The organism is Nocardioides faecalis (assembly GCF_018388425.1).
Lineage (GTDB): Bacteria > Actinomycetota > Actinomycetes > Propionibacteriales > Nocardioidaceae > Nocardioides > Nocardioides faecalis.
Map to the genome: position 1 here is coordinate 842070 of NZ_CP074406.1, position 22899 is coordinate 864968.

At 73.4% G+C, this 22899-nt stretch carries 21 protein-coding genes; 9 read left to right on the forward strand and 12 right to left on the reverse strand.

Annotated elements, in window-relative coordinates; genetic code table 11:
- The first annotated feature begins 37 nt into the window (after positions 1-37).
- Positions 38-1234 carry a SpoIID/LytB domain-containing protein gene (locus KG111_RS03905; RefSeq protein ID WP_205290665.1) on the forward strand — a complete coding sequence of 399 codons (1197 nt, stop codon included), beginning with the start codon at positions 38-40 and terminating at the stop codon, positions 1232-1234.
- Here the strand turns inward: KG111_RS03905 and KG111_RS03910 are convergent.
- The 4 genes from KG111_RS03910 to KG111_RS03925 all read right to left on the reverse strand — a co-directional run bounded on the left by KG111_RS03910 (position 1194) and on the right by KG111_RS03925 (position 6431).
- The gene (locus tag KG111_RS03910; protein WP_249666284.1) at positions 1194-2504 is read right to left on the reverse strand and encodes a benzoate/H(+) symporter BenE family transporter; all 1311 of its coding nucleotides are present in this window, start codon (positions 2502-2504) and stop codon (positions 1194-1196) included. The two genes, KG111_RS03905 and KG111_RS03910, sit on opposite strands and share 41 nt — an antisense overlap.
- Positions 2505-2529: 25 nt before the next feature.
- Positions 2530-4038 (reverse strand): PH domain-containing protein, encoded by a 1509-nt coding sequence (locus KG111_RS03915; RefSeq protein ID WP_205290664.1) that lies wholly within the window; start codon positions 4036-4038, stop codon positions 2530-2532.
- Positions 4035-4520, reverse strand: a complete 486-nt coding sequence (locus KG111_RS03920; RefSeq protein WP_249666285.1) for a PH domain-containing protein — start codon at positions 4518-4520, stop codon at positions 4035-4037. Before KG111_RS03920 ends, KG111_RS03915 begins: the two co-directional genes overlap by 4 nt.
- Before the next feature lie 126 nt (positions 4521-4646).
- Positions 4647-6431 (reverse strand): acetyl/propionyl/methylcrotonyl-CoA carboxylase subunit alpha, encoded by a 1785-nt coding sequence (locus KG111_RS03925; RefSeq protein ID WP_249666286.1) that lies wholly within the window; start codon positions 6429-6431, stop codon positions 4647-4649.
- A gap of 164 nt (positions 6432-6595) precedes the next feature.
- Here KG111_RS03925 and KG111_RS03930 point away from each other — a divergent pair, with 164 nt between their 5' ends.
- Positions 6596-7795 carry an acyl-CoA dehydrogenase family protein gene (locus KG111_RS03930; RefSeq protein WP_205290663.1) on the forward strand — a complete coding sequence of 400 codons (1200 nt, stop codon included), beginning with the start codon at positions 6596-6598 and terminating at the stop codon, positions 7793-7795.
- Between the two features lie 15 nt (positions 7796-7810).
- Here KG111_RS03930 and KG111_RS03935 read toward each other — a convergent pair whose 3' ends face one another.
- The 6 genes from KG111_RS03935 to fahA all read right to left on the reverse strand — a co-directional run bounded on the left by KG111_RS03935 (position 7811) and on the right by fahA (position 15024).
- Positions 7811-8416 (reverse strand): Maf family protein, encoded by a 606-nt coding sequence (locus KG111_RS03935; RefSeq protein WP_205290662.1) that lies wholly within the window; start codon positions 8414-8416, stop codon positions 7811-7813.
- 53 nt (positions 8417-8469) lie between these two features.
- Positions 8470-10230, reverse strand: coding sequence for a phytase (locus KG111_RS03940; protein ID WP_205290661.1), 1761 nt, complete (start codon positions 10228-10230; stop codon positions 8470-8472).
- An 82-nt stretch (positions 10231-10312) separates the two neighbouring features.
- The gene (locus tag KG111_RS03945; protein WP_205290809.1) at positions 10313-11407 is read right to left on the reverse strand and encodes a DNA glycosylase AlkZ-like family protein; all 1095 of its coding nucleotides are present in this window, start codon (positions 11405-11407) and stop codon (positions 10313-10315) included.
- Positions 11408-11426: 19 nt separating this feature from the next.
- Complete coding sequence (locus KG111_RS03950; protein ID WP_205290660.1) at positions 11427-13097, reverse strand: DUF885 domain-containing protein; 1671 nt, start codon at positions 13095-13097, stop codon at positions 11427-11429.
- Positions 13098-13123: 26 nt separating this feature from the next.
- On the reverse strand, positions 13124-13804 hold the full coding sequence (locus KG111_RS03955) for an IclR family transcriptional regulator (RefSeq protein WP_205290659.1): 681 nt from the start codon (positions 13802-13804) through the stop codon (positions 13124-13126).
- Entirely contained in the window at positions 13804-15024 is a 1221-nt protein-coding gene (gene fahA / locus KG111_RS03960; protein WP_249666288.1) for a fumarylacetoacetase, read from the reverse strand. Before fahA ends, KG111_RS03955 begins: the two co-directional genes overlap by 1 nt.
- 84 nt (positions 15025-15108) lie before the next feature.
- Here fahA and KG111_RS03965 point away from each other — a divergent pair, with 84 nt between their 5' ends.
- Complete coding sequence (locus KG111_RS03965; RefSeq protein ID WP_205290658.1) at positions 15109-16323, forward strand: homogentisate 1,2-dioxygenase; 1215 nt, start codon at positions 15109-15111, stop codon at positions 16321-16323.
- A gap of 71 nt (positions 16324-16394) precedes the next feature.
- On the opposite strand, the gene KG111_RS03970 is transcribed toward KG111_RS03965, so the two are convergent.
- A complete protein-coding gene (locus tag KG111_RS03970; protein ID WP_205290657.1) occupies positions 16395-16646 on the reverse strand; it encodes an acyl-CoA carboxylase subunit epsilon in 252 nt (83 codons plus the stop codon).
- A complete protein-coding gene (locus tag KG111_RS03975) occupies positions 16643-18256 on the reverse strand; it encodes an acyl-CoA carboxylase subunit beta (protein ID WP_205290656.1) in 1614 nt (537 codons plus the stop codon). Before KG111_RS03975 ends, KG111_RS03970 begins: the two co-directional genes overlap by 4 nt.
- A 65-nt stretch (positions 18257-18321) precedes the next feature.
- On the opposite strand from KG111_RS03975, the gene KG111_RS03980 reads away from it, so the two are divergent.
- The 6 genes from KG111_RS03980 (at position 18322) to purE (ending at position 22879) form a co-directional block, all read left to right on the forward strand.
- Positions 18322-19158 (forward strand): biotin--[acetyl-CoA-carboxylase] ligase, encoded by an 837-nt coding sequence (locus tag KG111_RS03980; protein ID WP_205290655.1) that lies wholly within the window; start codon positions 18322-18324, stop codon positions 19156-19158.
- A gap of 38 nt (positions 19159-19196) precedes the next feature.
- On the forward strand, positions 19197-19718 hold the full coding sequence (locus tag KG111_RS03985; protein ID WP_205290654.1) for a PH domain-containing protein: 522 nt from the start codon (positions 19197-19199) through the stop codon (positions 19716-19718).
- Positions 19711-20673 carry an adenylate/guanylate cyclase domain-containing protein gene (locus tag KG111_RS03990; protein ID WP_205290653.1) on the forward strand — a complete coding sequence of 321 codons (963 nt, stop codon included), beginning with the start codon at positions 19711-19713 and terminating at the stop codon, positions 20671-20673. The genes KG111_RS03985 and KG111_RS03990 overlap by 8 nt, the downstream gene beginning before the upstream one ends.
- A gap of 100 nt (positions 20674-20773) precedes the next feature.
- The gene (locus KG111_RS03995) at positions 20774-21115 is read left to right on the forward strand and encodes a winged helix-turn-helix domain-containing protein (protein WP_205290652.1); all 342 of its coding nucleotides are present in this window, start codon (positions 20774-20776) and stop codon (positions 21113-21115) included.
- 9 nt (positions 21116-21124) lie between these two features.
- A complete protein-coding gene (locus tag KG111_RS04000; RefSeq protein WP_205290651.1) occupies positions 21125-22312 on the forward strand; it encodes a 5-(carboxyamino)imidazole ribonucleotide synthase in 1188 nt (395 codons plus the stop codon).
- Positions 22313-22381: 69 nt separating this feature from the next.
- Complete coding sequence (gene purE / locus KG111_RS04005; RefSeq protein ID WP_205290650.1) at positions 22382-22879, forward strand: 5-(carboxyamino)imidazole ribonucleotide mutase; 498 nt, start codon at positions 22382-22384, stop codon at positions 22877-22879.
- The last annotated feature ends 20 nt before the right edge of the window (positions 22880-22899 follow it).

Sequence of the window (22899 nt, forward strand, 5' to 3'; positions counted from 1 at the left end):
GCTGCGGAAGCCTGGAACCGCGGGTTAGTCTCGTTCGATGCGTCCGTCCTCGGGTCCCGCCGCCTCCTTGTCCCTGCTGCTCCTGCTCGGTGTCCTGCTCGCCGTGCCGGGAGCCGCGAGCCCTGCGTCCTCGGCGCCCGCCGCGGCTGCGGCCAAGAAGGGCGCGGAGTCCGTGACGCTGGTCGGCTCGGGCTGGGGCCACGGTCGCGGCATGTCGCAGTACGGCGCGCAGAACCGGGCCCGCAACCACGGCCAGAGCGCCGAGCAGATCCTCGACTTCTACTACCCGGGCACCAGGACCACGAAGGTGGCCGGGGCGATGCGGGTGCTGATCACCGCCGACACCACGAGCAGCGTCATGGTCAAGCACCGCAGCGGGCTGAAGGTGCGCAGCGTGAAGAACGGGCGCACCTGGAACCTCAAGCGCAAGGGCGCCCGGCTCTGGATGCTCACCGCGCGCGGGAACAAGACCCGGCTGTGGTACCGCACCGCGAAGAAGCGTTGGATCAAGGTGCGCGACCTCCCCGGCGAGGCCGAGTTCAAGGTGACCAGCGGCGCGATCCGCCTCTACGTGCCCGGCGGGTGGCGTGAGTACCGCGGCAAGCTGCGCTCCGCGGTCCCCGACTCGGGCGGGGGCCGCGACACCGTCAACGTCGTCGGGCTGAACAACTACCTGCGCGGGGTGGTGCCCGCCGAGGTGCCGGCCGGCTGGCACCCGCAGGCGGTCCGCGCCCAGTCCGTGGCCGCCCGCACCTACGCCGTGTTCGCGCGCACCGACCGCAAGCGCCGCTCCTACGACCTGTGCGACACCACCGCCTGCCAGGTGTACCGCGGCGTCGCCGTCGAGCACCCCGCCGCCGACGCGGCGATCCGCGCCACGACCGGCCAGATCCGCACCTACGCCGGCAAGCCGGCCTTCACCCAGTTCTCCTCCAGCAACGGTGGCTGGACGCTGGCCGGCTCGCAGCCCTACCTCGTCGCGCGCGAGGACCCCTTCGACCGCTGGGCCGGCAACCCCAACCAGCAGTGGCGCGTGGTGCTGAGCGACGACGCCATCGAGAAGGAGTTCCCCGGCATCGGCGACTTCGTGCGCCTCGAGCTCACCAAGGATCCCACCAGCGGCCGGGTCCGCTCCGTCACCGTCGTGGGCACCGAGAAGAGCGCCGCGCCGCTGTCCGGCGACGCGTTCCGGGTCAGGTTCGGCCTGCGCTCGACGATGTTCGACCTGGGCTGACGTCCGGGCCGCCTGGGCTGACTGGGCCGTCTGGGGCGGACCGACCGGGGACGGGGGTGCGCAGGAACGCCCGCAGCACCAGGCCGACGAGCAGCGCCCAGAAGGCGGCGCCGATGCCGAGGACCGTGACGCCGGACGCGGCGACGACCAGCGTCGCGGCCGCGGCCTCCCGCTCCGCCGGGTCGGCCAGTGCCTCACCCAGCGCCGCGCCCAGCGTGGCGAGCAGCGCCAGGCCCGCGGCGGCCTGCATCAGCCCGTCGGCGGCGGCCACCACCATCGCGGCGAGCGCGCTGCTGCCCACCGCCAGCACCAGGTAGGTCACCGCGGCACTGAGCGCGGCGACCCAGCGCCGGGCCCGGTCACCACCGGCGGCCGGTCCCGCGGCCAGCGCCGCGCTGATGGCGGCCAGGTTGACCGCGTGCCCACCGGAGCAGGCCCCGGCGACGGTGCCCAGGCCGGTCACGGCCAGCGACTCCCGCCAGGGGACCCGGTAGCCGAGGCTGCTCATCACCGCCACCCCCGGCACGTTCTGCGAGGCCATGGTGACCACGTAGAGCGGAAGCGCGATGCCGACCAGCGCGGAGAGCGACCAGCTCGGCACCGTCCAGGTCACCACCGGCACCAGGTCGGCGGCGCGGACGTGGGCGGTCGCGGCCACGATCGCCAGCGCCACCGCCAGCGCGCCCGGCACCGCCCAGCGCGGGGCGAGACGGAGCAGCACCAGCCAGGTCAGCACCACCGGGGCGACGACCTCGGGTGACTCCACGAGCGCCACGACCGGAGCCAGGCACAGCGGCAGCAACACCCCGGCCAGCATCGCCCGGGCGAGGCTGTGCGGGATCGCGGCCACCAGGTCGCCGAGCCGGGGGACGAACGCGGTCGCGACGATCAGCAGCCCGGTCGCCACGAACGCACCCACGGCCGCCGGCCAACCCCCGGTGACCCCCGCCGTGGTGGCCAGCAGCGCGGCCCCCGGGGTGGACCACGCCACGGTGATCGGCATTCGGTGCCGCACCGCCAGCCAGAGCATCGTCAGCGCCGACACCACGCACAGCGTGAGCAGGCCCGAGGCTGCCTGGGCGGGTGTGGCGCCCACGGCGGTCAGGCCGGCCAGCACCACCACGAAGGTGCTCGCGAACCCCACCACCGCCGCGACCACCCCGGCCAGCACGGGCGTCAGCAGGGACGTCGTACCGGGGGAGGTGACGGGGGAGGGGGCGCCGCTCGCGCCCGGGGCTGCGTCGCTGCTCGGCGGGGGCGCGCTGGTCACCGGGCGAAGGTAGCGTGCGCCGGACTCACTCGGTGCTCGCCTGGTTCTCGACCAGGAAGGGCGTGAGCAGGCCGGGGGTGGCCGCCTCGGCCAGTGCGAGCGCCGCCGGGACGGGTACGTCGGGGACGTGGATCCGGCCGCCGCCACCGGCGGTGGTCGCCGACAGGGTGACCAACCCCGCGCGCCGCTGGAACCACGTGGCGTCCAGGTTCCAGCCGATCACGTGGCTGTCCTCCAGCACGTCTCGTCCCCGGCGCACCGACCCCGAGCGCATCACCACGTGGCCGGCCAGGTGTGCGTGGCCCAGGGCCCGCCACCGGTCCGCGGCCAGCAGCACCGCGAGCACGAGCACCGCGACCGCCGCGAGCAGCAGCCAGGGGCCGGCGTCCAGCAGCACCACCGCTGCGGCGATCCCGACGGCGACGGGGAGGGCGGCGAGCCCGGCCCGGGTGAAGCGCCGGGTCCGGGCGGTCCGGCCGTGCGTGGCCAGGGGGCCGACGACCGGCTCGGCGTTGCCGAGCACGCCGGCCATCACCTCCAGTGCGACGGTCGCCGGCACCGGGGGCAGCAGCACGGTGGAGCTCTCGTGGGCCCCGGTGAGCCCGGTCACGATCGCGGTGAGCCGCCGGCCGCGCACCGCGCGCAGGGCGGCGGGCTCGCCGAGCCGGACGCCGGCCAGCCGGGCGGTGTCGATGCTGGTCTCGCGCCGGGTGAGCAGGCCGCGTCGCAGGTGCCAGGTCGCGCCCTGGCGGGCGAGCACGAAGCCGCCGTTGACGAGGGCGTAGCCGACGACGCTGACCAGCACGGCGAGCAGCAGGACCGCGAGTGCCAGCGCGACCAGGGGAAGGCTGCTCACGTTCCCGAGGTGCGGCTCACGCACCCGCAGCTCGAGGAACTCGGCGACCTCGTTCAGGACGCCGGCGCTCGCGCCGAGCACGACGAGCAGCGCCCCGCTGAACGGCGCGTACCACAGCCAGCTCGCCGAGAACCTGGCCAGCACCACCTCCGGGGCGGCGGCCGCACCGGGTGCGGTGGGGGCCGGGGGTGTGGTGATCGCGCCGTCGGGCGCTGGCCAGGGCGCAGTGGGCTCGGGCGCCTGGGCGGCCCCGGCCGCACGCAGCAGTCGCTCCCGCAGCGCCGCCGCCTGGTCGCGGGAGAGCGCGTCGAGCTCCAGGCGCTCCTCGTCACCGACCGCGCTCCCGGTGCCGATCACGACGGTCGCCAGGCCCAGCAGGCGGTGCACCGGCGAGGCGGTGAGGTCCACGGTGCGCACCCGGTCGATCGGCGCGGAGAGTTGGTGCCGGTGCAGCAGGCCCCGGCGCAGCTCGACGCGGTCGGCGGTGATCCGGTAGGTGGTGGTCAGGTAGCGCACCACGCCGAGGGTGATCGGCGCCGCGACGCCGATCAGGCTCCAGCCGCCGAAACCCCTGCTGCTGCCGGCGACCAGCACCGCGATCAGGGCCGGGGCGAAGCGGATGAGCTCCTTGACCGGATGCACCAGCAGCATCCGGCGGTCCAGGCGCTCCCAGGTCACGTGGCGTCCCCGGCGACGGCGTTGGCGCGGCGGGTCAGGTCGTCGGCCAGGGCCACGGCCAGCGGCCGGTCCAGGCCGTCGATGCGCAGTGCGCCGGCAGCTGAGGCGGTGGTGACGGTCACCGTGGCCAGGCCGAACAGCCGCGCCAGCGGCGGCTCGGCGATGTCGACGGTCTGCACCCGCGAGAGCGGGGCGATCCGGCGCTCACGCGCCCACCAGCCGCGCTGGGTGTAGACCGCCTCGGCGACGACCTCCCAGCGGTGCACCCGGAACCGCCACGGCGGTACGACGACCGCGAGGGCCGCGGGCACCAGCACCGCGAGCGCGACCAGCCACCAGCGCAGCGGTGCCGGCGTCCACACCAGGGCCGCCACCGTGCCGGCCACGGCGAACGCCACGGCCTCGAGGCCGGCCTCCACCTGCCACATCGTCAAGGCACGCCGGCTGACCTGGTGGGCGGGCTCGCGCAGCTGGGTCGTCACCGTCGGGAGCCTAACGGCGTCCTCCGAGCACTCGCTGCTGCCATGGTGCTGTGACCTGCGGGCAGGGAAAAACGACGGTGCCGCCACGCTCAGCGTGGCGGCACCGACTCGCAGGCAGCTGCTGCGTCAGTCCTTGAGCTCGCAGACGACCTCGCCGTTGCCGATGGTGGCGCCGACGGTGGCGGACAGCCCGGTCACGGTGCCGGACTTGTGCGCCTTGAGCGGCTGCTCCATCTTCATCGCCTCGATCACGACCACGACGTCGCCCTCGGCGACCTCCTGGCCCTCCTCGACGGCGACCTTGACGATGGTGCCCTGCATCGGCGAGGCGACGGCGTCACCGGAGGCGGCGGCCCCGGCCTTCTTGCCGGCGGCACGCTTCGGCTTCTTGGCACCGGCACCGGCGGACATCCCGCCCAGACCGGCCGGCAGGACGACCTCGACGCGCTTGCCGCCGACCTCGACGACGACCCGGTGCTTCTCACCGGCCTCGTCGGCCTCGCCGGCCTCGCCGCCGTAGGGCTCGATGTCGTTGACGAACTCGTTCTCGATCCACGTGGTGTAGACGTCGAAGGAGCCCTCGCCGCTGGGGTTGGAGGCACCGACGTAGGCCGGCTCGTCCAGGACCTTGGTGAAGAACGGGATGATCGTCGGCATGCCGTCGACCTTGAACTCCGACAACGCGCGCTTGGAGCGGGCGATGGCCTGGGCGCGGTCGGCGCCGGAGACGATGAGCTTGGCGATCAGCGAGTCGAACGCGCCCGGGATGGTCTCGCCCTTCTCGTAGCCGGAGTCGAGCCGGATGCCGGGGCCGCTCGGCGGCGCCCACTCGGTCAGCGTGCCCGGGGCCGGCATGAAGCCGCGACCGGCGTCCTCGGCGTTGATCCGGTACTCGATGGCGTGGCCCTTGATCTCCGGGTCGCCGTAGCCGAGCTCCTCGCCGGCAGCGATGCGGAACATCTCGCGGACCAGGTCGAGCCCGGTGACCTCCTCGGAGACGCAGTGCTCGACCTGCAGGCGGGTGTTGACCTCGAGGAAGGAGATCGTGCCGTCGGCGGCGACGAGGAACTCGCAGGTGCCGGCGCCGACGTACTTGGCCTCCTTGAGGATCGCCTTGGAGGACTCGTAGAGGCGCTTGACCTGGTCGTCGGTCAGGAACGGCGCGGGGGCCTCCTCGACGACCTTCTGGTGGCGGCGCTGCAGCGAGCAGTCGCGGGTTGAGACGACGACGACGTTGCCGTGGGTGTCGGCCAGGCACTGGGTCTCGACGTGGCGCGGACGGTCGAGGAACTTCTCGACCAGGCACTCGCCGCGGCCGAAGGCACCGATGGCCTCACGGGTGGCGGACTCGAAGAGCTCGGGGATCTCCTCCATGGTCCGGGCGACCTTGAGGCCGCGGCCACCGCCGCCGTACACGGCCTTGATGGCGATCGGCAGGCCGAACTCCTTGGCCAGGGCGACGACCTCGTCGGCGTCCTTGACCGGGTCCTTGGTGCCGGGCGCCAGCGGGGCGTTGGCCTTCTCGGCGATGTGCTTGGCCTTGGCCTTGTCGCCGAGCGCGTCGATGGCCTCGGGGGAGGGGCCGATCCAGATCAGGCCGGCGTCGATCACGGCCTGGGCGAACTCGGCGTTCTCGGCGAGGAAGCCGTAGCCGGGGTGCACGGAGTCGGCACCCGACTGCTTGGCGGCGTCGATGATCTTCTCGATCGACAGGTAGGACTCGGCCGGGGTGTTGCCGCCGAGGGCGTAGGCCTCGTCGGCGAGACGTACGAACAGTGCGTTCGCGTCCGGCTCGGCGTAGATCGCCACGCTGGCGATGCCGGCGTCCTTGGCGGCTCGGATCACACGGACGGCGATCTCGCCGCGGTTGGCGATGAGGACCTTGCGCAGCGGCTGCACGGGCTGAGACACGGTTTCTCCTGTCGAGCGGTCGGGGGCGGCGAGGCACGCCAACGTCGGAGTGTCACGCCAACGTGGGAGTGTAGGGCGTCGGCGGGAACGATCCGGGACCGCATCCGCGCACCGGGCACCCGATGGTGGTTAACAGACGCTAACCCGGCCCCTAGGATGGCCGCATGACGCAGTTCGAGCTGTCCCGCGAGCACGAGGAGTTCCGTCGCACCGTCCGCGACTTCGCTCGGAGCGCGATCGCTCCGCACGTCGCCGAGTGGGACTCCGCGCACCACTTCCCGACCGACGTCGTGCAGCAGATGGGGGAGCTCGGACTCTTCGGCCTGACCGCCCCCGAGGAGTACGGCGGGGCGGGCATCGACGCCGCCGACGGCCCCTTCACCTCGCTGTGCCTGGCCATCGAGGAGCTCGGTCGCGTGGACCAGTCCATCGGGATCACCCTGGAGGCCGGGGTCGGTCTCGGCATCAACCCGATCCTCACCTACGGCACCGACGAGCAGAAGCAGACGTGGCTGCCCGACCTGGTCGCAGGCAGGCGGCTGGCCGGCTTCGGCCTCACCGAGCCCGGCGCCGGCTCCGACGCCGGTGCCACCCGCACCCGCGCGGAGCTCGCCGACGGCGAGTGGGTGATCAACGGCGCCAAGCAGTTCATCACCAACTCCGGCTCCGCGATCACCAGCCTGGTCACGGTCACCGCCCGCACCGGCGTGCGCGAGAACGGCTCGCCGGAGATCTCCACCATCATCGTGCCCTCCGGCACGCCCGGCTTCGTCGCCGAGCCCGGCTACGACAAGCTCGGCTGGCACATCTCCGACACCCACCCGCTGACCTTCACCGACTGCCGGGTGCCCGAGGCCAACCTGCTCGGGGAGCGCGGGCGCGGCTACGCGCAGTTCCTCGCCACCCTCGACGACGGCCGGGTCGCCATCGCCGCCCTCGCGGTCGGGCTGATCCAGGCCTGCGTCGACCTGTGCGTGGAGTACGCCGGCGACCGGCAGACCATGGGCGGACCCATCGGCCGCAAGCAGGGCGTCGCCTTCCAGATCGCCGACCTCGAGGTGATGCTGCACGCCTCACGGCTGCTGACCTACCGCGCCGCCGCCATGAAGGACGCCATGCTCGGTGGCGGCGGGCCGTCGACGAAGGAGTTCAAGCAGGCCGCCTCGGTCGCCAAGCTCTACACCAGCGAGTCCGCGGTCACCGCGACCCGGATCGCCACCCAGGTCTTCGGCGGCTACGGCTTCATGGAGGAGTACCCGGTGGCGCGCTTCTACCGCGACGCCAAGATCCTCGAGATCGGCGAGGGGACCTCCGAGGTGCAGCGGATGCTCATCGCCCGCGGCCTGGGCCTGCCGGTCGAGTGAGCCGGGGCGTCGCGCTCAGGAGCGCGGCGCCCACAGCTGCGTCCAGCCGTGCCCCAGCTGGCGGACCATGGAGCGCAGCAGCGGCAGGCTCACCCCGACCACGTTGTGGTGGTCGCCCTCGATCCGGGTGATGAAGCCACCGGCCAGGCCCTCGATGGTGAACGCGCCGGCCACGTTCAGCGGCTCGCCGGTGGCGACGTAGGCGTCGATCTCCTCGTCGGTGACCTCGGCGAAGTGCACCCGGGTGGAGGCGGTGGCCGCCGCCTGCCGACCGGTCGCGGTGTCGCGCAGGCAGTGCCCGGTGTGCAGCACCCCGCTGCGCCCGCGCATCGACCGCCAGCGTCGTACGGCGTCCTCGGCGTCGGCCGGCTTGCCCAGCGCCTCGCCGTCCAGCTCCAGCACGGAGTCGCAGCCGAGCACCAGGGCCTCGGCGGGAAGGTCGTCGCGCTCGGCGACCGCACGGCACTTCAGCTCCGCCAGCGTCAGCGCCAGCTCGGAGGGGGTGACGCCGCCGACGCCGGACTCGTCCACCCCGGAGACGATCACCTGCGGGTCGAGGCCCGCCTTGCGCAGCGTGGCGAGACGGGAGGGGGAGGCGGACGCGAGCACGAGGACCGGCATCGGGCCAGACTACTGATCCGCGCCGGCGATCCGGGCCGTGCGGCCGCGCCCGGCTACGGGGTCGGGCGGAGCAGGATCGTCCACGACGTGGCCTTGTCCGAGGCCGACGCCGAGGTCGCGGTGAGCCCGCCGGTCGCGCCGGCCGGCACGGGAGCGGCCGGATCGGTGAGCAGGACACCGATCCGGCCGCCGCCCGTGCCGCCGGAGACCACGCGCACCTGCTCACCTGCCGGCGCGGTCCAGCCGGACGCGCTGCTGTTGCGGTCGGCCCAGTAGGAGACGCGGAGCATCCCGGCGGAGGCGGTGAGACGTGGCGTGGTGTGCGCTGCGGTGAGGTTGCTCTCGGCCGCGCCCGCTCCGGTGGCGAAGGGCACGCTCGGCACGGTGCCGCGGTAGACGGCGAGAGTGAGGGCTCCCTTGCGCTGGCCGCCGGCGCCGGAGACCTGCACCGTGGTGCCCGGGTCGGTGGCGGTCGCCACCCGCTGCCACACGGTGGTCTGCAGGCTGCCGTCGACCACGTCGGCCAGGCGGCTCCAGCCGGAGCCCGGCCCGCTCAGGGCACCGGAGTCGGCGCTGCGCGAGAAGAACAGCAGCATGCCGTCCCCGGGCGCCACCCCGGCGGGGACGGTGCGCGACCACGCGGTGGCGTTGCTGTTCACCGCGGACGCGGTCACCAGGGTGACCTGCCCCTGCGGAGGGGGAGGGTCCGTCGGAGGCGGTGGTGGCGGCGGAGGTGGTGTCGAGTCCAGCGCGACGACGTCCTGCAGGGGCACCATCTTCAGGTCCTGGTTCCCGACCGTGCCCGGGGCGTCGTTGTTGTTGTCCTGGCACACGAAGATCCCGCGGGGGAAGCGTGGCCCGAGGTCGGCGGCGAGCGCTGTGATGCCGTCGGTGCGGTCGCAGTCGTCCGAGGCGGAGCCCGAGGTGACACGGAAGGTGCGCACGTAGGCGTTCGAGTGCCGGTCGTAGACCACGAAGAAGGAGTTGTCGGGGTCCGCGGAGTTCTGCGCCGACGCGATCACGTAGCCGCCACCGTCGGGCAGGTCGACCAGGGTGACGCCCTCGACGTCGCCGACCAGGTGTCCGCCCGCGCCGGTGGTGTCCACCGCGACCCGGCTGGTGCCGCCGGTCGGCTCGGCGGCGTAGCGCCACAGGCCCCGCTCCTCCTCGCTGATGTAGACCACGCCGCGGTCGTCGTCGGCCACACAGCCCTCGGCCTCCGAGCCGACCGCGAACTGGCGGACCTCGACGCCCTCGAGCAGTCCGTCGGCGTCGGCGTCGCGGATCTCGAACTGGCGCACCGCGCCGCTGATCGCGATCACGAACGCGTACAGCCGGCCGCTGGCGGGGCTCGAGTACAGGCACAGTCCTTCACCGGCGGTGGAGATGGCGGTGCCCTCGTTGGCCCGCTGCAGCATCCGAGTGGCCGGGTCGACCCGGTACAGCTGCAGGCCGCGGTGGTAGACCGCGACGACGTCGCCGACCACCCCGGCGACGGGGACCCCCTGGCGGACGTCGACGTTGCCCCAGAAGGTCACGGAGTCGGTGATCCGCTGCACCCGGTTGCCGGCCAGGTCGTAGGTCTCCAGCGCGCCCCGCTTGTTGTTGCCCAGCAGCAGGGAGCGGGAGGGGTCGGTGGGGTGGCGCCACACGGCGGGGTCGTCCATGGAGTCGCCGGTGGTGCCCACCGGGACGGTCTCGGCCACGGAGGGGACCGGGACGACGGGGTCGGGGGCGGCGTGTGCCGGGGCCACCGGCGAGAGCGCCGGCGCGAGGCCCAGGCAGATGAGCAGGGCGGCGACATAGAGGCGCATCAGAGATACCTCCCGGTGGGCTCGCATCCAGCCTGCTGCCTGGCCGCGGGAGTCGGCATCGACCAGATGGGGGAGCACTTGCTCAGGCCCCAGCGACCTCCAGGCCGAGCCACCTGCCCAGGGCGGCGACCTCGGCCTCCACCGCCTCGACCACGGCCGCGGTCCACGGCACGTCGCGGTGCAGGGCATGGACGTGCAGCACCCCTGCGCGCCGGTCGGCCTTCGCGTCGAGCTTGCCCACGAGCCGGTCGCCGACGAGCACCGGCAGCGCGTAGTAGCCCCAGCGCCGCTGTGCGGCGGGCTTGTACATCTCCAGCACGTACTCGAAGCCGAACAGGTCTCGGACCCGGTCCCGGTCGTTCACCATCCGGTCGAACGGCGAGAGCAGGGCGCAGCGGCCGGCGAAGGGCGCCGTGTCGTCATCGAGCGCCTCGAGGGCCCCGGGGTCGACCCGCCACTCGCCCTCGGTGCCGGCGACGAGGACCGGGACCCCGGCGCTGCCCGCTCCCACCTGCTCCCCGGAGCTGTCCTTGGCGCTGGGGCGGGCGATGCCGAGCGAGGCGAGGCGGCGCTCGTCCAGCAGGCGGCGGGCCTCGCCGGGAGCGGGCACCTCGAGGTCGGGCGGGTAGACCCGCTCGGCCAGGTCGTAGACCCGGGCCCGGCCTCGGCGGCCGCTGACCGCGACGTCGCCGAGCAGGGCGAGGACCTCCAGCAGCCGGTTCACGTTGCGCGCGTCGTTCCAGCCGCCCGATCGCCACGGCACCTGGCAGGTGTCCGGGATCTCCGCGACGGTGCATGGCCCCTCGCCGGCCAGGTGCGCCAGCACGTCCGCGCGGAAGCCTGCGTTGGCCTCTGCCCACTCCCGGATGCGGGGGTGCAGGTCCTCGCCGGCGACCGCGATCGCCAGCCCCACGTCGTCGACGGGCCGCACGAAGGAGGAGTGCTCGACGAGGCTGCGCTCGGTCTCGAGCGCGAACCTCAGGTCGGAGTGGTCGTAGTCGGCGCCGAGCCGGGAGAAGAGGACCAGGTCGACGCTGGGGGCGATCGCCGTCGTCGGGTCGACCTGCAGCACCCCGAGCTCCTCGACCACCTCGGTGACCGACCGGCTGCACCGGGCGTCGAGCAGCTGTGCGCGGACCGCGACCCGGCGGGCGGTGTCCGCGTCGAGCCGCCTCAGCGCCGCCTCCTCGCGTCGCTCACAGCCGCCCCAGAGCCGCCTGCAGCGGGTCGAGCCCGAGCGAGCCGAGGTTCAACGCAGCGGTGTGGAACGCCTTGAGGTCGAAGGCCGAGCCGTGCCGCGCCTGCGCGGCGGCCCGGGCCTCCAGCCAGATCCGCTCCCCGACCTTGTACGACGGAGCCTGGCCCGGCCAGCCGAGGTACCGGTTCACCTCGAACCGCAGCGAGCCGTCGTCCATCCGGGAGTGGGCGCGCATGAACTCACCGACCCGGTCCGCGTCCCACACCTCGCCCGGCCGCCAGCCGAACGGGTTGTCGGTGGGGATGCTCAGGCCGAGGTGGACGCCGATGTCGACGATCACCCGGGCCGCGCGGAAGCCCTGCATGTCCAAGAAGCCGAGCCGGTCGCCGGCGTCGGCGAAGTAGCCCAGCTCGTCCATCAGCCGCTCGGCGTACAGCGCCCAGCCCTCGCCGTGCCCGCTGACCCAGCACATCAGCCGCTGCCAGCGGTTGAGCAGCTCGGCCTGGTGGACCGCCTGCGCGCACTGCAGGTGGTGGCCGGGCACGCCCTCGTGGAAGACGGTGGTCGTCTCGCGCCAGGTGGAGAACGTCGTGTGGTCGTCGGTGAAGGAGAACCACATGGTGCCGGGCCGGGCGAACCCCTCGGCGGGAGGGGAGTACCAGGCGCCGCCGTCGTTGATCGGCGCCACCTTGCACTCCAGGGTGCGGATCGGCTCGGCGATGTCGAAGTGCACGCCGTCGAAGTCGGCGAGCACCGCATCGGACTTCTGCTGCATCCAGGCGGCGAAGGCCTCCCGGCTGCCGCAGTCGCGGGCAGGGTCGGCGTCGAGCACGGCGACGGCGTCGTCGACCGAGCCGTCCGGCACGATCCGCCGCGCCGTGGCCGCCATGTCGGCCTCGATCCGCGCCAGCTCCTCCCAGCCCCAGCGGTAGGTCTCCTCCAGGTCCACCGTGGCGCCGAGGAAGGAGCGGGAGGCGAGCGCGTAGGCGTCGCGGCCGACGCCGTCGGTCTCTCGGCCGCCCGGCGCCAGCTCGGTGGTCAGGAACTCGCCGAGCTCGGCGTAGGCGCTCGAGGCCGCGGCGGCCGCGGCGCGCAGCGACTCGCGCTGCTCGGCCGGGGCGTCGGCGACGGTGCGGGCGAAGTAGTCACCCGAGGTGCCCTCCTGCCCGGTCCAGCCGCGGATCTGGGCGGCGACCTCGACGTACTGCCGGCGTGCGGAGACCCGGCCCTGCCGGGCCTCGTCCAGCAGGGTGGTGCGGTAGCCGGCCAGCGCCGCGGGGACGGCGGCGAGCCGGGACCCGATCGCCTCCCAGTCCTCGGGCGTCTCGGTCGGCATCAGGTCGAAGGCCTCACGCACCGCGTGCGCGGCGCTGCTGATCACCGACACCTCGCTGCGGTCGATCCCGGCCTCACTGCGCTCGACGGCCAGGCCGATCCGCTCGCAGAAGGCGTCCTTGGCGACCTGCTCCCGCTCGTCGACGGGGCGCAGCGCGCCGACCTCGGCCAGCGCCCGGCGGTGCAGCTCGTCGATGGCGTCGAAGCCGTCGGGGGAGAGGTCGGGCAGCTCGTGGTCGTGACCGGCGATGCCGGCGAACGTCGCGGCGAGCGGGTCCAGCGCGGCGAGGTCCTCCACGAACCTCTCGGAACGGAGGTCGACTTCGCGGGTCATGGCCTCAACCTAGCGCCGAGGTGGGCTCAGCCCAGGGTGGCGCCGGTGGCGGCGCCGATGGCGCGTGCCGCGCGCAACACCGCCTCCGGGGCCGTGGTCAGCAGCTCGGCGCGCGCGGTGACCACGTTGACCGCAGCCAGCACGTGCCAGCCGGGCAGCGGCGCGGCGATGCCGTGCGCGCCGGGGTTGAGCTCGCCCGAGGTGGTGACGTGCCCGGCGGTGCGGACGCGGGCGACCCGCTCCGGCTCCCCGGCCCGCCGCGGGCCCGAGGCCAGCGCCGCCAGGCCGCCGGCGCCGCGGTCCAGCGGGTCGCGGTTGCCCAGCCGGTAGGTGAACCGCGGCCCGTCGCTGGGCGGCTCGGCGACGAGCGTGGTGACGGCGGCGTCGCCGTGCACCTCCACCAGGCTCGCGGTCGCGTCGAGCTCGCGGGCCAGCTCGGCCAGCACCGGCTCGGCGACGTCGCGCAGCCGGGGGCGGCTGTGCTCGGCGAGGTCGGCCACGGTGCCGCCGACGGTGTAGCGGCCCTCGGCGTCGCGCGCGGCGAAGCCGGTGCGGTGCAGCGAGACCAGCAGCCGGTAGGTGATCGAGCGGTGCAGGCCCGTGGCCGCGGCGGCCTCGGCCACGGTGAGGCCCTCGGGGTGCCGGCTCAGCTGCACCAGCACCGCCAGGCCCCGCTCCAGGGTCTGCGAGCCCGACTCCGCGGCCATCAGCGGGCCGGCAGGATCGTGCCGCGGACCTCGCCCAGCCCGATCCGGCCCCGGGCACCGGGTGCGGAGTAGTGCAGCACCACCTCGTCGCCGTCGGCCAGGAAGGTCCGCTGCGCGCCGCCGGCGGTGAACGGCCGCGTGCCGCCGGCGGACAGCTCCATCAACGAGCCGAGCTGGTCCGGCTCGGGGCCGCTGATGGTGCCGGAGGCGTAGAGGTCGCCGGCGCGCAGCGAGGCGCCGTTGACGGTGAGGTGGGCCAGCATCTGCGCCGGCGACCAGTACATGCTGCGGTACGGCGCCCGCGCCACCACCGTGCCGTTGAGCTCGACCTCCACGGTGATGTCGTAGCCCTGCGGCTCGTCCTCGCGCAGGTACTCCACCAGCGCCACGTCCTGACCCGGCACCGGCACCCGGGCCACGGCCAGCGCCGCCAGCGGGGTGACCCACGCGCTCATCGTGGTGGCGAACGACTTGCCCAGGTGCGGGCCCAGCGGCACGTACTCCCAGGCCTGGATGTCGCGCGCGGACCAGTCGTTGATGCCGGCGACGCCGAAGACGGTGCGCTCGAAGTCGCTCACCGCCACCCGTTCGCCCCACGGCACGCTGCGCCCGACCACGAAGCCCAGCTCCGCCTCGATGTCGAGTCGGGTGCTGGGGCCGAAGGTGGGCGCGTCGGCTTCGGGGGCCTTGCGCTGCCCGGTCGGCCGGCGCACCCCGGTGCCCGAGACGACGATCGAGCCGGCCCGGCCGTGGTAGCCGACCGGCAGGTGCTTCCAGTTCGGCGCCAACGCGGCGCCGTCGGGGCGCAGGATGCGCCCGATGTTGGTGGCGTGGTGCTCGGAGGCGTAGAAGTCCACGTAGTCACCGACCCGCACCGGAAGGTGGCAGGTCACCTCGTCGAGGCCCAGCAGCCGCAGCTTGGAGGCGTGGGCGACGTCGGTGAGCAGCGTGCGGACCCAGGCGCGCACCTCGGCCCACCGCGCGGGCCCGGCGGCCAGCAGCGGGTTCAGCTCGGGGGCGGTGAGCAGCGGCGTCCACTCCGGCCGCAGCTCGCGGGCCGCGGCCCCGAGGTCGAGCACCCGGTCACCGATCCGCACCCCGACCCGCGCAGCGTCGCCACCGGTGCCGCGGGTCGACACGACGCCGTACGGCAGGTTGTCGACGTCGTACGGGCTGCCGTCGGCGTCGCGGACCCAGGTGCGGGGGAGGGGGATGGACACCCGCGCAGCCTAGCGAGTAGCGTCCGAAATCAGAACGACCTGAGATCGTTTATCGATCACCAGGCGGTGCGAGGGAGGCCCGAGGTGGCGTACTACCGGCAGGTGGGCGAGGTCCCGCGGCAACGGCACACCCAGCTGCGCGACGCCGCGGGCGCGCTGCTGCGCGAGGAGCTGATGGGGGAGGAGGGCTTCTCCTCGGACTCCTCCCTGCTCTACCACCGCGGCGTGCCGTCCGCGATCACCGCCGCCGAGACCTGGGAGCTGCCCGACCAGGGGTTGGCACCCAACCACCCGCTGCTGCCCCGGCACCTGCGGCTGCACGAGCTCCAGACCGGCACCGACGCGGTCACCGACCGCCGGCTGCTGCTGGGCAACGCCGACGTGCGGATCGGCTACGTGCGCACCGGCGGACCCGAGTCCGCCACCGGGCTCTACCGCAACGCCACCGGTGATGAGTGCGTGTACGTCGAGTCCGGCTCCGGCACCGTGGAGACCGTCTTCGGCGTGCTCGCCTACCGCACCGGCGACTACGTGGTCATCCCGCGCGCCACCACCCACCGCTGGGTGCCGGCCGAGGCGTCCCGGCTGTACGTGATCGAGGCGAACGGCCACATCGCCCCGCCCAAGCGCTACCTGTCGCGCTACGGCCAGCTGCTCGAGCACGCGCCGTACTGCGAGCGCGACCTGCACGGCCCCACCGAGGTGCACCTCGCGGCGCCCACCGAGAGCACGGTCCAGGGCACGGGCGAGAGCACCGGCGTCGACGTGCTCGTCAAGCACCGCGTGGGCGGTCGGGTGGTCGGCACCCGCTACACCCACGCCACCCATCCGTTCGACGTCGTCGGCTGGGACGGCTGCCTGTACCCCTACACCCTCAACATCGCCGACTTCATGCCGATCACCGGCAAGGTGCACCAGCCGCCGCCGGTGCACCAGGTCTTCGAGGGCCGCAACTTCGTGGTCTGCAACTTCGTGCCCCGCAAGGTCGACTACCACGAGCTCGCGGTACCGGTGCCCTACTACCACTCCAACGTCGACTCCGACGAGGTCATGTTCTACGTCGCCGGCGACTACGAGGCGCGCAAGGGCTCCGGCATCGGGCTCGGCTCGATCTCGCTGCACCCCGGCGGGCACGCCCACGGCCCGCAGCCGGAGGCGATCGAGGCCTCGCTCGGCGCGGAGGCCTTCGACGAGACCGCGGTCATGGTCGACACCTTCGCCCCGCTCGAGCTCGGCGAGGGCGGGCTGGCGGTCGAGGACCCCGACTACGCGTGGACCTGGGCGCAGGGCGGGCAGTAGCCGAAAAACGCCTCGGCCCCTCCCTGCACAGGGAGGGGCCGAGGTGCGTGCGTGTCGCGGAGGGGACCGCCTCAGCGCGGCAGGCCGCTGGAGCGCCAGGCGCCGCGGCCGTGCGGCAGGCTGCGCACCAGCGAGGTGCGCGCCGCCCGCGCCGGGTGCGCCCACTCCGAGCGCGGCGGCTTCGGTGCCGGCTCGCCGCCACCGAGGGCGGAGAGGACCGCGACGATCGCGGCCACCTCCTCCGGGCTGGTGTGCCGGGTGATCACCCGCAGCAGCGCAGCGGCGGGCACCGGGGTCTGCTCCGCGCCCTCCTCGGTACTCACAGCGGGATGTTCCCGTGCTTCTTCGGCGGCAGGATCTCCCGCTTCGTGCGCAGGAGCCGCAGCGCCTTGACCACCTCGCGGCGGGTGAGCCGCGGCTTGATGACCGCGTCCACGTAGCCACGCTCGGCCGCGATGTAGGGGTTGGCCAGCGTGGTCTCGTACTCGTCGATCAGCTCGGCGCGCCGGGCCTCGACGTCGCCACCCTCGTCGGCGACGGCCTGGAGGGTCTTGCGGTGCACGATGTTGGCCGCGCCCTGGGCGCCCATGACCGCGATCTGGGCGGTCGGCCACGCCAGGTTGATGTCGGCACCGAGGTGCTTGGAGCCCATCACGTCGTACGCGCCGCCGTAGGCCTTGCGGGTGATGATCGTGACCAGCGGCACGGTGGCCTCGGCGTAGGCGTAGATCAGCTTCGCGCCGCGGCGGATGATGCCGGTCCACTCCTGGTCGGTGCCGGGCAGGAAGCCGGGCACGTCGACGAAGGTGAGCACCGGGATGTTGAACGCGTCGCAGAACCGCACGAACCGCGCTGCCTTCTCCGAGGCGTCGATGTCCAGGGTGCCGGCGAACTGCATCGGCTGGTTGGCCACGACACCGACCGGACGACCCTCGACCCGGCCGAAGCCGACGATGATGTTCGGCGCGAACAGCGCCTGCACCTCGAGGAAGTCCTCGTCGTCGACGACCGTCTTGATGACGTCGTGCATGTCGTAGGGCTGGTTCGGGCTGTCCGGGATCAGCGTGTCCAGCGCGATGTCGGCGTCGTTCGGCTCGAGGCTCGCGACCTCGTCGTAGGCCGGCAGCTCGTCGAGGTTGTTCTGCGGCAGGAACGACAGCAGCGCCTTGACGTACTCGAAGGCGTCGTCCTCGTCGTGGGCCATGTAGTGCGCGTTGCCCGACTTGGTGTTGTGGGTGCGCGCGCCACCCAGCTCCTCCATGGTGACGTCCTCGCCGGTGACCGTCTTGATGACGTCCGGGCCGGTGATGAACATCGCCGAGGTCTGGTCGACCATGATCGTGAAGTCGGTGACCGCGGGGGAGTAGACGTGCCCACCGGCACAGTTGCCGAGGATCATCGAGATCTGCGGGATCACGCCGGAGGCGTGCACGTTGCGCTTGAAGATCTCGCCGTACAGGCCGAGCGAGACCACGCCCTCCTGGATCCGGGCACCGGCACCCTCGTTGATGCCGATGATCGGGGAGCCGGTCTTGATCGCCAGGTCCATGACCTTGGTGATCTTCTCGCCGTACACCTCGCCGAGCGAGCCGCCGAAGACGGTGAAGTCCTGGGAGAACACGCAGACCTGGCGGCCGTCGACCGTGCCGTAGCCGGTGATCACGCCGTCGCCGTAGGGGCGGTTCTTCTCCAGGCCGAACGCCGTGGAGCGGTGCCGCGCGAACTCGTCGAGCTCGACGAAGGAACCCTCGTCGAAGAGCAGCTCGATGCGCTCGCGGGCGGTCTTGCGCCCCTTCGCGTGCTGCTTCTCCTGTGCCTTGGCCGCGGGAGCGTGTACCGCCTCGTCGGTGCGTCGCTCGAGGTCGGCGAGCTTGCCTGCGGTGGTGTGGATGTCCGGCTGCGGTGCGGTTGCCGGGTCGGGCTGAGCGGTCACGATGCCTCCTCCTTCGCGACACCCGGGGTTTTCCTCGGAGCGTCTGCTGCGACAGGGTAGTGCCCGTGACCACCGGCTCAAGCCAGCGCCCTCACCGTGGACCCCTCGACGCCTCCAGGCTCGCGGAGGCGTTCGCCCCGTACCCCGACCTGACGCTGGAGCTGCTGGCCGAGGCCGCCTCCACCAACGCCGTCGCCGCGCAGCGTGCGGCCGAGGGCGCGCCCGAGGGCCTGGTCGTCCTCGCCGACCACCAGGCCGCGGGCCGGGGTCGGCTGGACCGGACCTGGCAGACGCCGCCGGGCACCGCGGTGACCTTCTCCCTGCTGCTGCGCCCCGGCGTCCCCGCCGCCTGCTGGCCCTGGCTGCCGCTGCTGGTGGGCCACAACGTCGCCAAGGCGTTGACCGCGCTGGGCCACGAGGCCTCGCTGAAGTGGCCCAACGACGTGCTCCTGGCCGACGGCCGCAAGGTCGCCGGCATCCTCGTCGAGCGGGTGGACACCCCCGCCGGCCCGGCCGCGATCGTCGGGGTCGGCATCAACGTGGCCCAGGAGGCCGCCGAGCTGCCGGTGGACACCGCGACCAGCCTGGCCATCGACGCCGCGGGGGTGGCCCCGGACCGGGAGACCGTGCTGCTGGAGGCCGTCGCCACCGTCCGCGAGGGGTACGACGTGTGGCAGGCCGGCGGCGAGCAGGGCACCGAGCGGCTGGCGAGCTCCTACCGCGCCCACTGCGCCACGATCGGCCGGCAGGTGCGCGTCGACCTGCCCGGCGGCGGCGAGCTGCTCGGCCGGGCGGTCGACATCGACGGCTCCGGCCGCCTGGTGGTGCAGACCTCCGAGGGGCCGCGCAGCGTCGGTGCGGGCGACGTCGTGCACGTGCGTCCCGCGCCGGACGCGGACTGAGCACCCCCACGGCACCGTCGGAGTGGGATGATCGCGGCGTGGCGATCTCCAAGAAGCTGCTCAACCCAGGTGAGCAGGTCATCATCAGCACCCGGCAGCACCCCAAGGCGCTGTTCGTGCCGATCCTGATGCTCGTGCTGTTCCTCGCCGTCGCGGTGCTCGCCCAGGTGTGGCTGGCCGACGACGGCTTCTCCCGCGTGCTGACCTACGTGGTGTGGGTGCTGGCCGCGCTCGGCATCCTGTGGTTCAGCGTGCGCCCGTTCATCACCTGGCTGACCACGGTGCACGCCTTCACCGACCGGCGCCTGATCTCGCGGTGGGGCGTGCTGACCCGCAACGGCCACGACATCCCGCTGAACCGGGTCAGCGACATCTCCATCGAGATCAACCTGATCGACCGGCCGTTCGGCTGCGGCTCGCTGATCGTCACCAACGCCGCCGACGGCGGCAAGGTGCGGCTCAACGACATCCCGCACGCCGAGGCCAGCCACCGCCGGCTCAGTGCGCTCATGCACGAGGTCCACGAGGTCCGCAACCAGCGTCGGGACGAAGGTGTCTGAGGAGTCCGCCGAGCGCACGCTGCTGGGTGAGGCGCCCGAGTTCACCGCTGCCCAGGTCGCCGAGCACGCCGGCCTGTCGCTGGAGCGGGCGCGCAAGCTGTGGCGCATCCTCGGCTTCCCCGAGCACGGCGACGAGGCCGCCTACACCCGTGCCGACGCCGACGCCCTGCGCGTGGTCGCCTCCCTGCTCGACGAGGGGGTGATCAGCTTCGACGTCGCCCTCAACGTGGTGCGTGGCGTCGGGCTGACCATGGCTCGGCTGGCCGACTGGGAGGTCGGCGAGCTGGCGCACCTGCTCGAGGGCCGGTACGCCGAGGAGGCCGAGGCGGCGTCGGTGCAGCCCGCGACGTGGGCCATCGAGCGCTTCGGACCTCGCTTCGAGGAGCTGCTCCTCTACGCCTGGCGCAGCCACCTCAACGCCGCGGTCGTGAGGGTGCAGGCCGCCCGGGCGATCGACTCCGACCCGCACACCACCGACCTCAGCGTCGGGTTCGCCGACATCGTCGGGTTCACCGCGCTGTCCAACGAGGTCACCCGGGAGCGGATCGGGGAGCTGGTCGAGATCTTCGAGGCGCGCTGCGCCGACGTGATCAACCGCGAGCACGGCCGGCTGATCAAGTCGATGGGCGACGCGGTGCTGTTCGTCAACGACGACGCGATGGCCGCCTTCACCACCGCCGAGGGGATCATCAACGTCATCGGCCGCGACCCGCGGATGCCTGATGTCCGCGTCGGCCTGGCCACCGGCGGCGTGGTGATGCGGATGGGCGACGTGTTCGGCCCACCGGTCAACATGGCCGCCCGGCTGACCCAGGTCGCGCGCCGCAACCGCATCATCGTCGACCACGCCACCGCCGACGCGCTGCCCAAGGACCTCATCGAGTCGCGCCCGCTGCCCCCGCGCCCGGTGCGCGGCTTCGGGGTCGTCGAGCCGGTCGCCGTACGACGGGCCTGAGACAGCCCGCACGGGCGGCGCCGAGCGGGCACGCCCGGCCGTCGGCAAAATTCTGTCCATTCCGCCGCGGGGCCGGTCAGGTGGTCCCTACCTTGATCCGGTGATCGAGGTGCAGGACGTCAGGGTGGACCCGACGACGCGCCGCGCGTGGCGCGGGGGGCGTGAGCTCTCCCTGTCCCGCAAGGAGTTCGACCTCGTGCACGCGCTGATCGCTCGGGCCGGGTCGGTGGTCACCCGCGAGGAGCTGATGCGCGACGTGTGGGGCGTGACGTTCTGGACCTCGTCCAAGACGATCGACGTCCACCTCGGCTGGGTGCGCCGCAAGCTGGGCGACGACCCGCGCCGGCCCTACCTGATCAGCACCATCCGCGGCCGCGGGCTGCGCTTCGAGACCAATGTCGACGCCGACCTCGACGCATCCGTCCAGGAGCCGATTGCATAGGGTTCGTCCGTGTCGACGACCGATCCCTCTGCTCCTCGTGTCGCCGTCATCGGGGGCGGCCAGCTCGCCCGGATGATGGCCCAGCCGGCGATCGCGCTCGGCGTCCCGCTGCGACTGCTGGCCGAGGCCGAGGGCGTCTCCGCCGACCAGGTGATCGCCGACAGCCGGGTCGGTGACTACCGCGACCTGGACGACCTGCGGGCGGTGACCGAGGGCTGCGCCGTGGTGACCTTCGACCACGAGCACGTGCCCACCGAGCACCTGCGGGCCCTGGCCGCCGACGGCGTGGTGGCCCACCCCGGGCCGGAGGCACTGGTGCACGCGCAGGACAAGATCGTGATGCGCGAGGCGATGAGTCGTCTCGGCGCACCGCAGCCGCGCTGGGCGGTGGTCGCCGACACCGCCGACGTCGAGGCGTTCGGGCTGCCCTGCGTGCTCAAGGTGAGCCGCGGCGGCTACGACGGCAAGGGCGTGTGGGTGGTCCGCGAGATCGCCGACGCCGCCGAGCCGCTGGCCGTCGCCGAGCGCACCGGGGTGCGGCTGTTGGCCGAGGAGCTGGTGGACTTCACCCGGGAGCTGTCCGCGCTGGTGGCCCGCGCCCCCAGCGGCCAGGCGGCCGCCTACCCGGTGGTGGCGACGCTGCAGGTCGACGGCGTGTGCCGCGAGGTCGTCGCGCCGGCGCCGGACCTGGACCCCGCGCTGGCCGCCTCCGCGCAGGAGCTGGCGCTGCGCATCGCCGGCGAGCTCGGCGTCACCGGCATCTTGGCGGTCGAGCTCTTCGAGGCGCCCGACCCCGACGTCGAGGGCGGCACCCGGGTGCTCGTCAACGAGCTGGCGATGCGACCGCACAACACCGGCCACTGGACCCAGGATGGTGCGGTCACCAGCCAGTTCGAGAACCACCTGCGCGCGGCCCTCGACCTGCCGCTGGGCTCCCCGGAGCCGCGGGCGCGGTGGACGGTCATGGTCAACATCCTCGGCGGCGAGGACGAGGCCGTCGGGCGGCTGTACGACGGCTACCCGCACGCCCTGGCCCGGGACCCGCGGCTGCGGGTGCACCTCTACGGCAAGGCGCTGCGTCCCGGCCGCAAGGTCGGCCACGTCAACGTCTACGGCGACGACCTGGACGACTGCCTGGAGCGGGCCCGGCACGCCGCGGCCTGGTTCCGCGGCGACCTCGGCAACGAGAGCGAGTAGCCGCCGCCCGGAGTCCACGCCCGGTGCCGGAGCCAGGAGCCCGAGGCCCGGCGCCCTAGGCTGAGCGCCATGAGCGCGCGTGTGGGCATCGTGATGGGGTCGGACTCCGACTGGCCGGTGATGCAGGCGGCGGCACAGGCGCTGGGCGAGTTCGACGTCGCCTTCGAGGCCGACGTGGTCTCCGCGCACCGGATGCCCGAGGAGATGCTCGACTACGGCCGGTCCGCGGCTGAGCGCGGGCTGTCGGTGATCATCGCCGGTGCCGGCGGTGCGGCCCACCTGCCGGGGATGCTCGCGGCGGTCACGCCGCTGCCGGTGATCGGTGTGCCGGTGCCGCTGAAGTACCTGGACGGCATGGACTCGCTGCTGTCGATCGTGCAGATGCCGGCCGGCGTGCCGGTGGCGACCGTCGCCGTCGGCGGTGCCCGCAACGCGGGCCTGCTCGCGGTCCGCATCCTCGCCGCCACCGACGCAGGCCTGCAGCAGCGGATGGTCGCGTTCCAGGCCGAGCTCAGGTCCGCGGCGCACGCCAAGGGCGCCGTCGTGCGCGAGGCCGCGCAGGCCTGATCCGGACCTGGCTCCGGGGC

What these genes read in the sequence shown, in the direction of transcription:
- KG111_RS03905 (WP_205290665.1), top strand. Translation starts at nt 38, where the DNA reads ATGCGTCCGTCCTCGGGTCCCGCCGCCTCCTTGTCCCTGCTGCTCCTG.
- KG111_RS03930 (WP_205290663.1), top strand. Translation starts at nt 6,596, where the DNA reads ATGACGCAGTTCGAGCTGTCCCGCGAGCACGAGGAGTTCCGTCGCACC.
- KG111_RS03935 (WP_205290662.1), bottom strand. Translation starts at nt 8,416, where the DNA reads ATGCCGGTCCTCGTGCTCGCGTCCGCCTCCCCCTCCCGTCTCGCCACG.
- KG111_RS03940 (WP_205290661.1), bottom strand. Translation starts at nt 10,230, where the DNA reads ATGCGCCTCTATGTCGCCGCCCTGCTCATCTGCCTGGGCCTCGCGCCG.
- KG111_RS03950 (WP_205290660.1), bottom strand. Translation starts at nt 13,097, where the DNA reads ATGACCCGCGAAGTCGACCTCCGTTCCGAGAGGTTCGTGGAGGACCTC.
- KG111_RS03955 (WP_205290659.1), bottom strand. Translation starts at nt 13,804, where the DNA reads ATGGCCGCGGAGTCGGGCTCGCAGACCCTGGAGCGGGGCCTGGCGGTG.
- purE (WP_205290650.1), top strand. Translation starts at nt 22,382, where the DNA reads ATGAGCGCGCGTGTGGGCATCGTGATGGGGTCGGACTCCGACTGGCCG.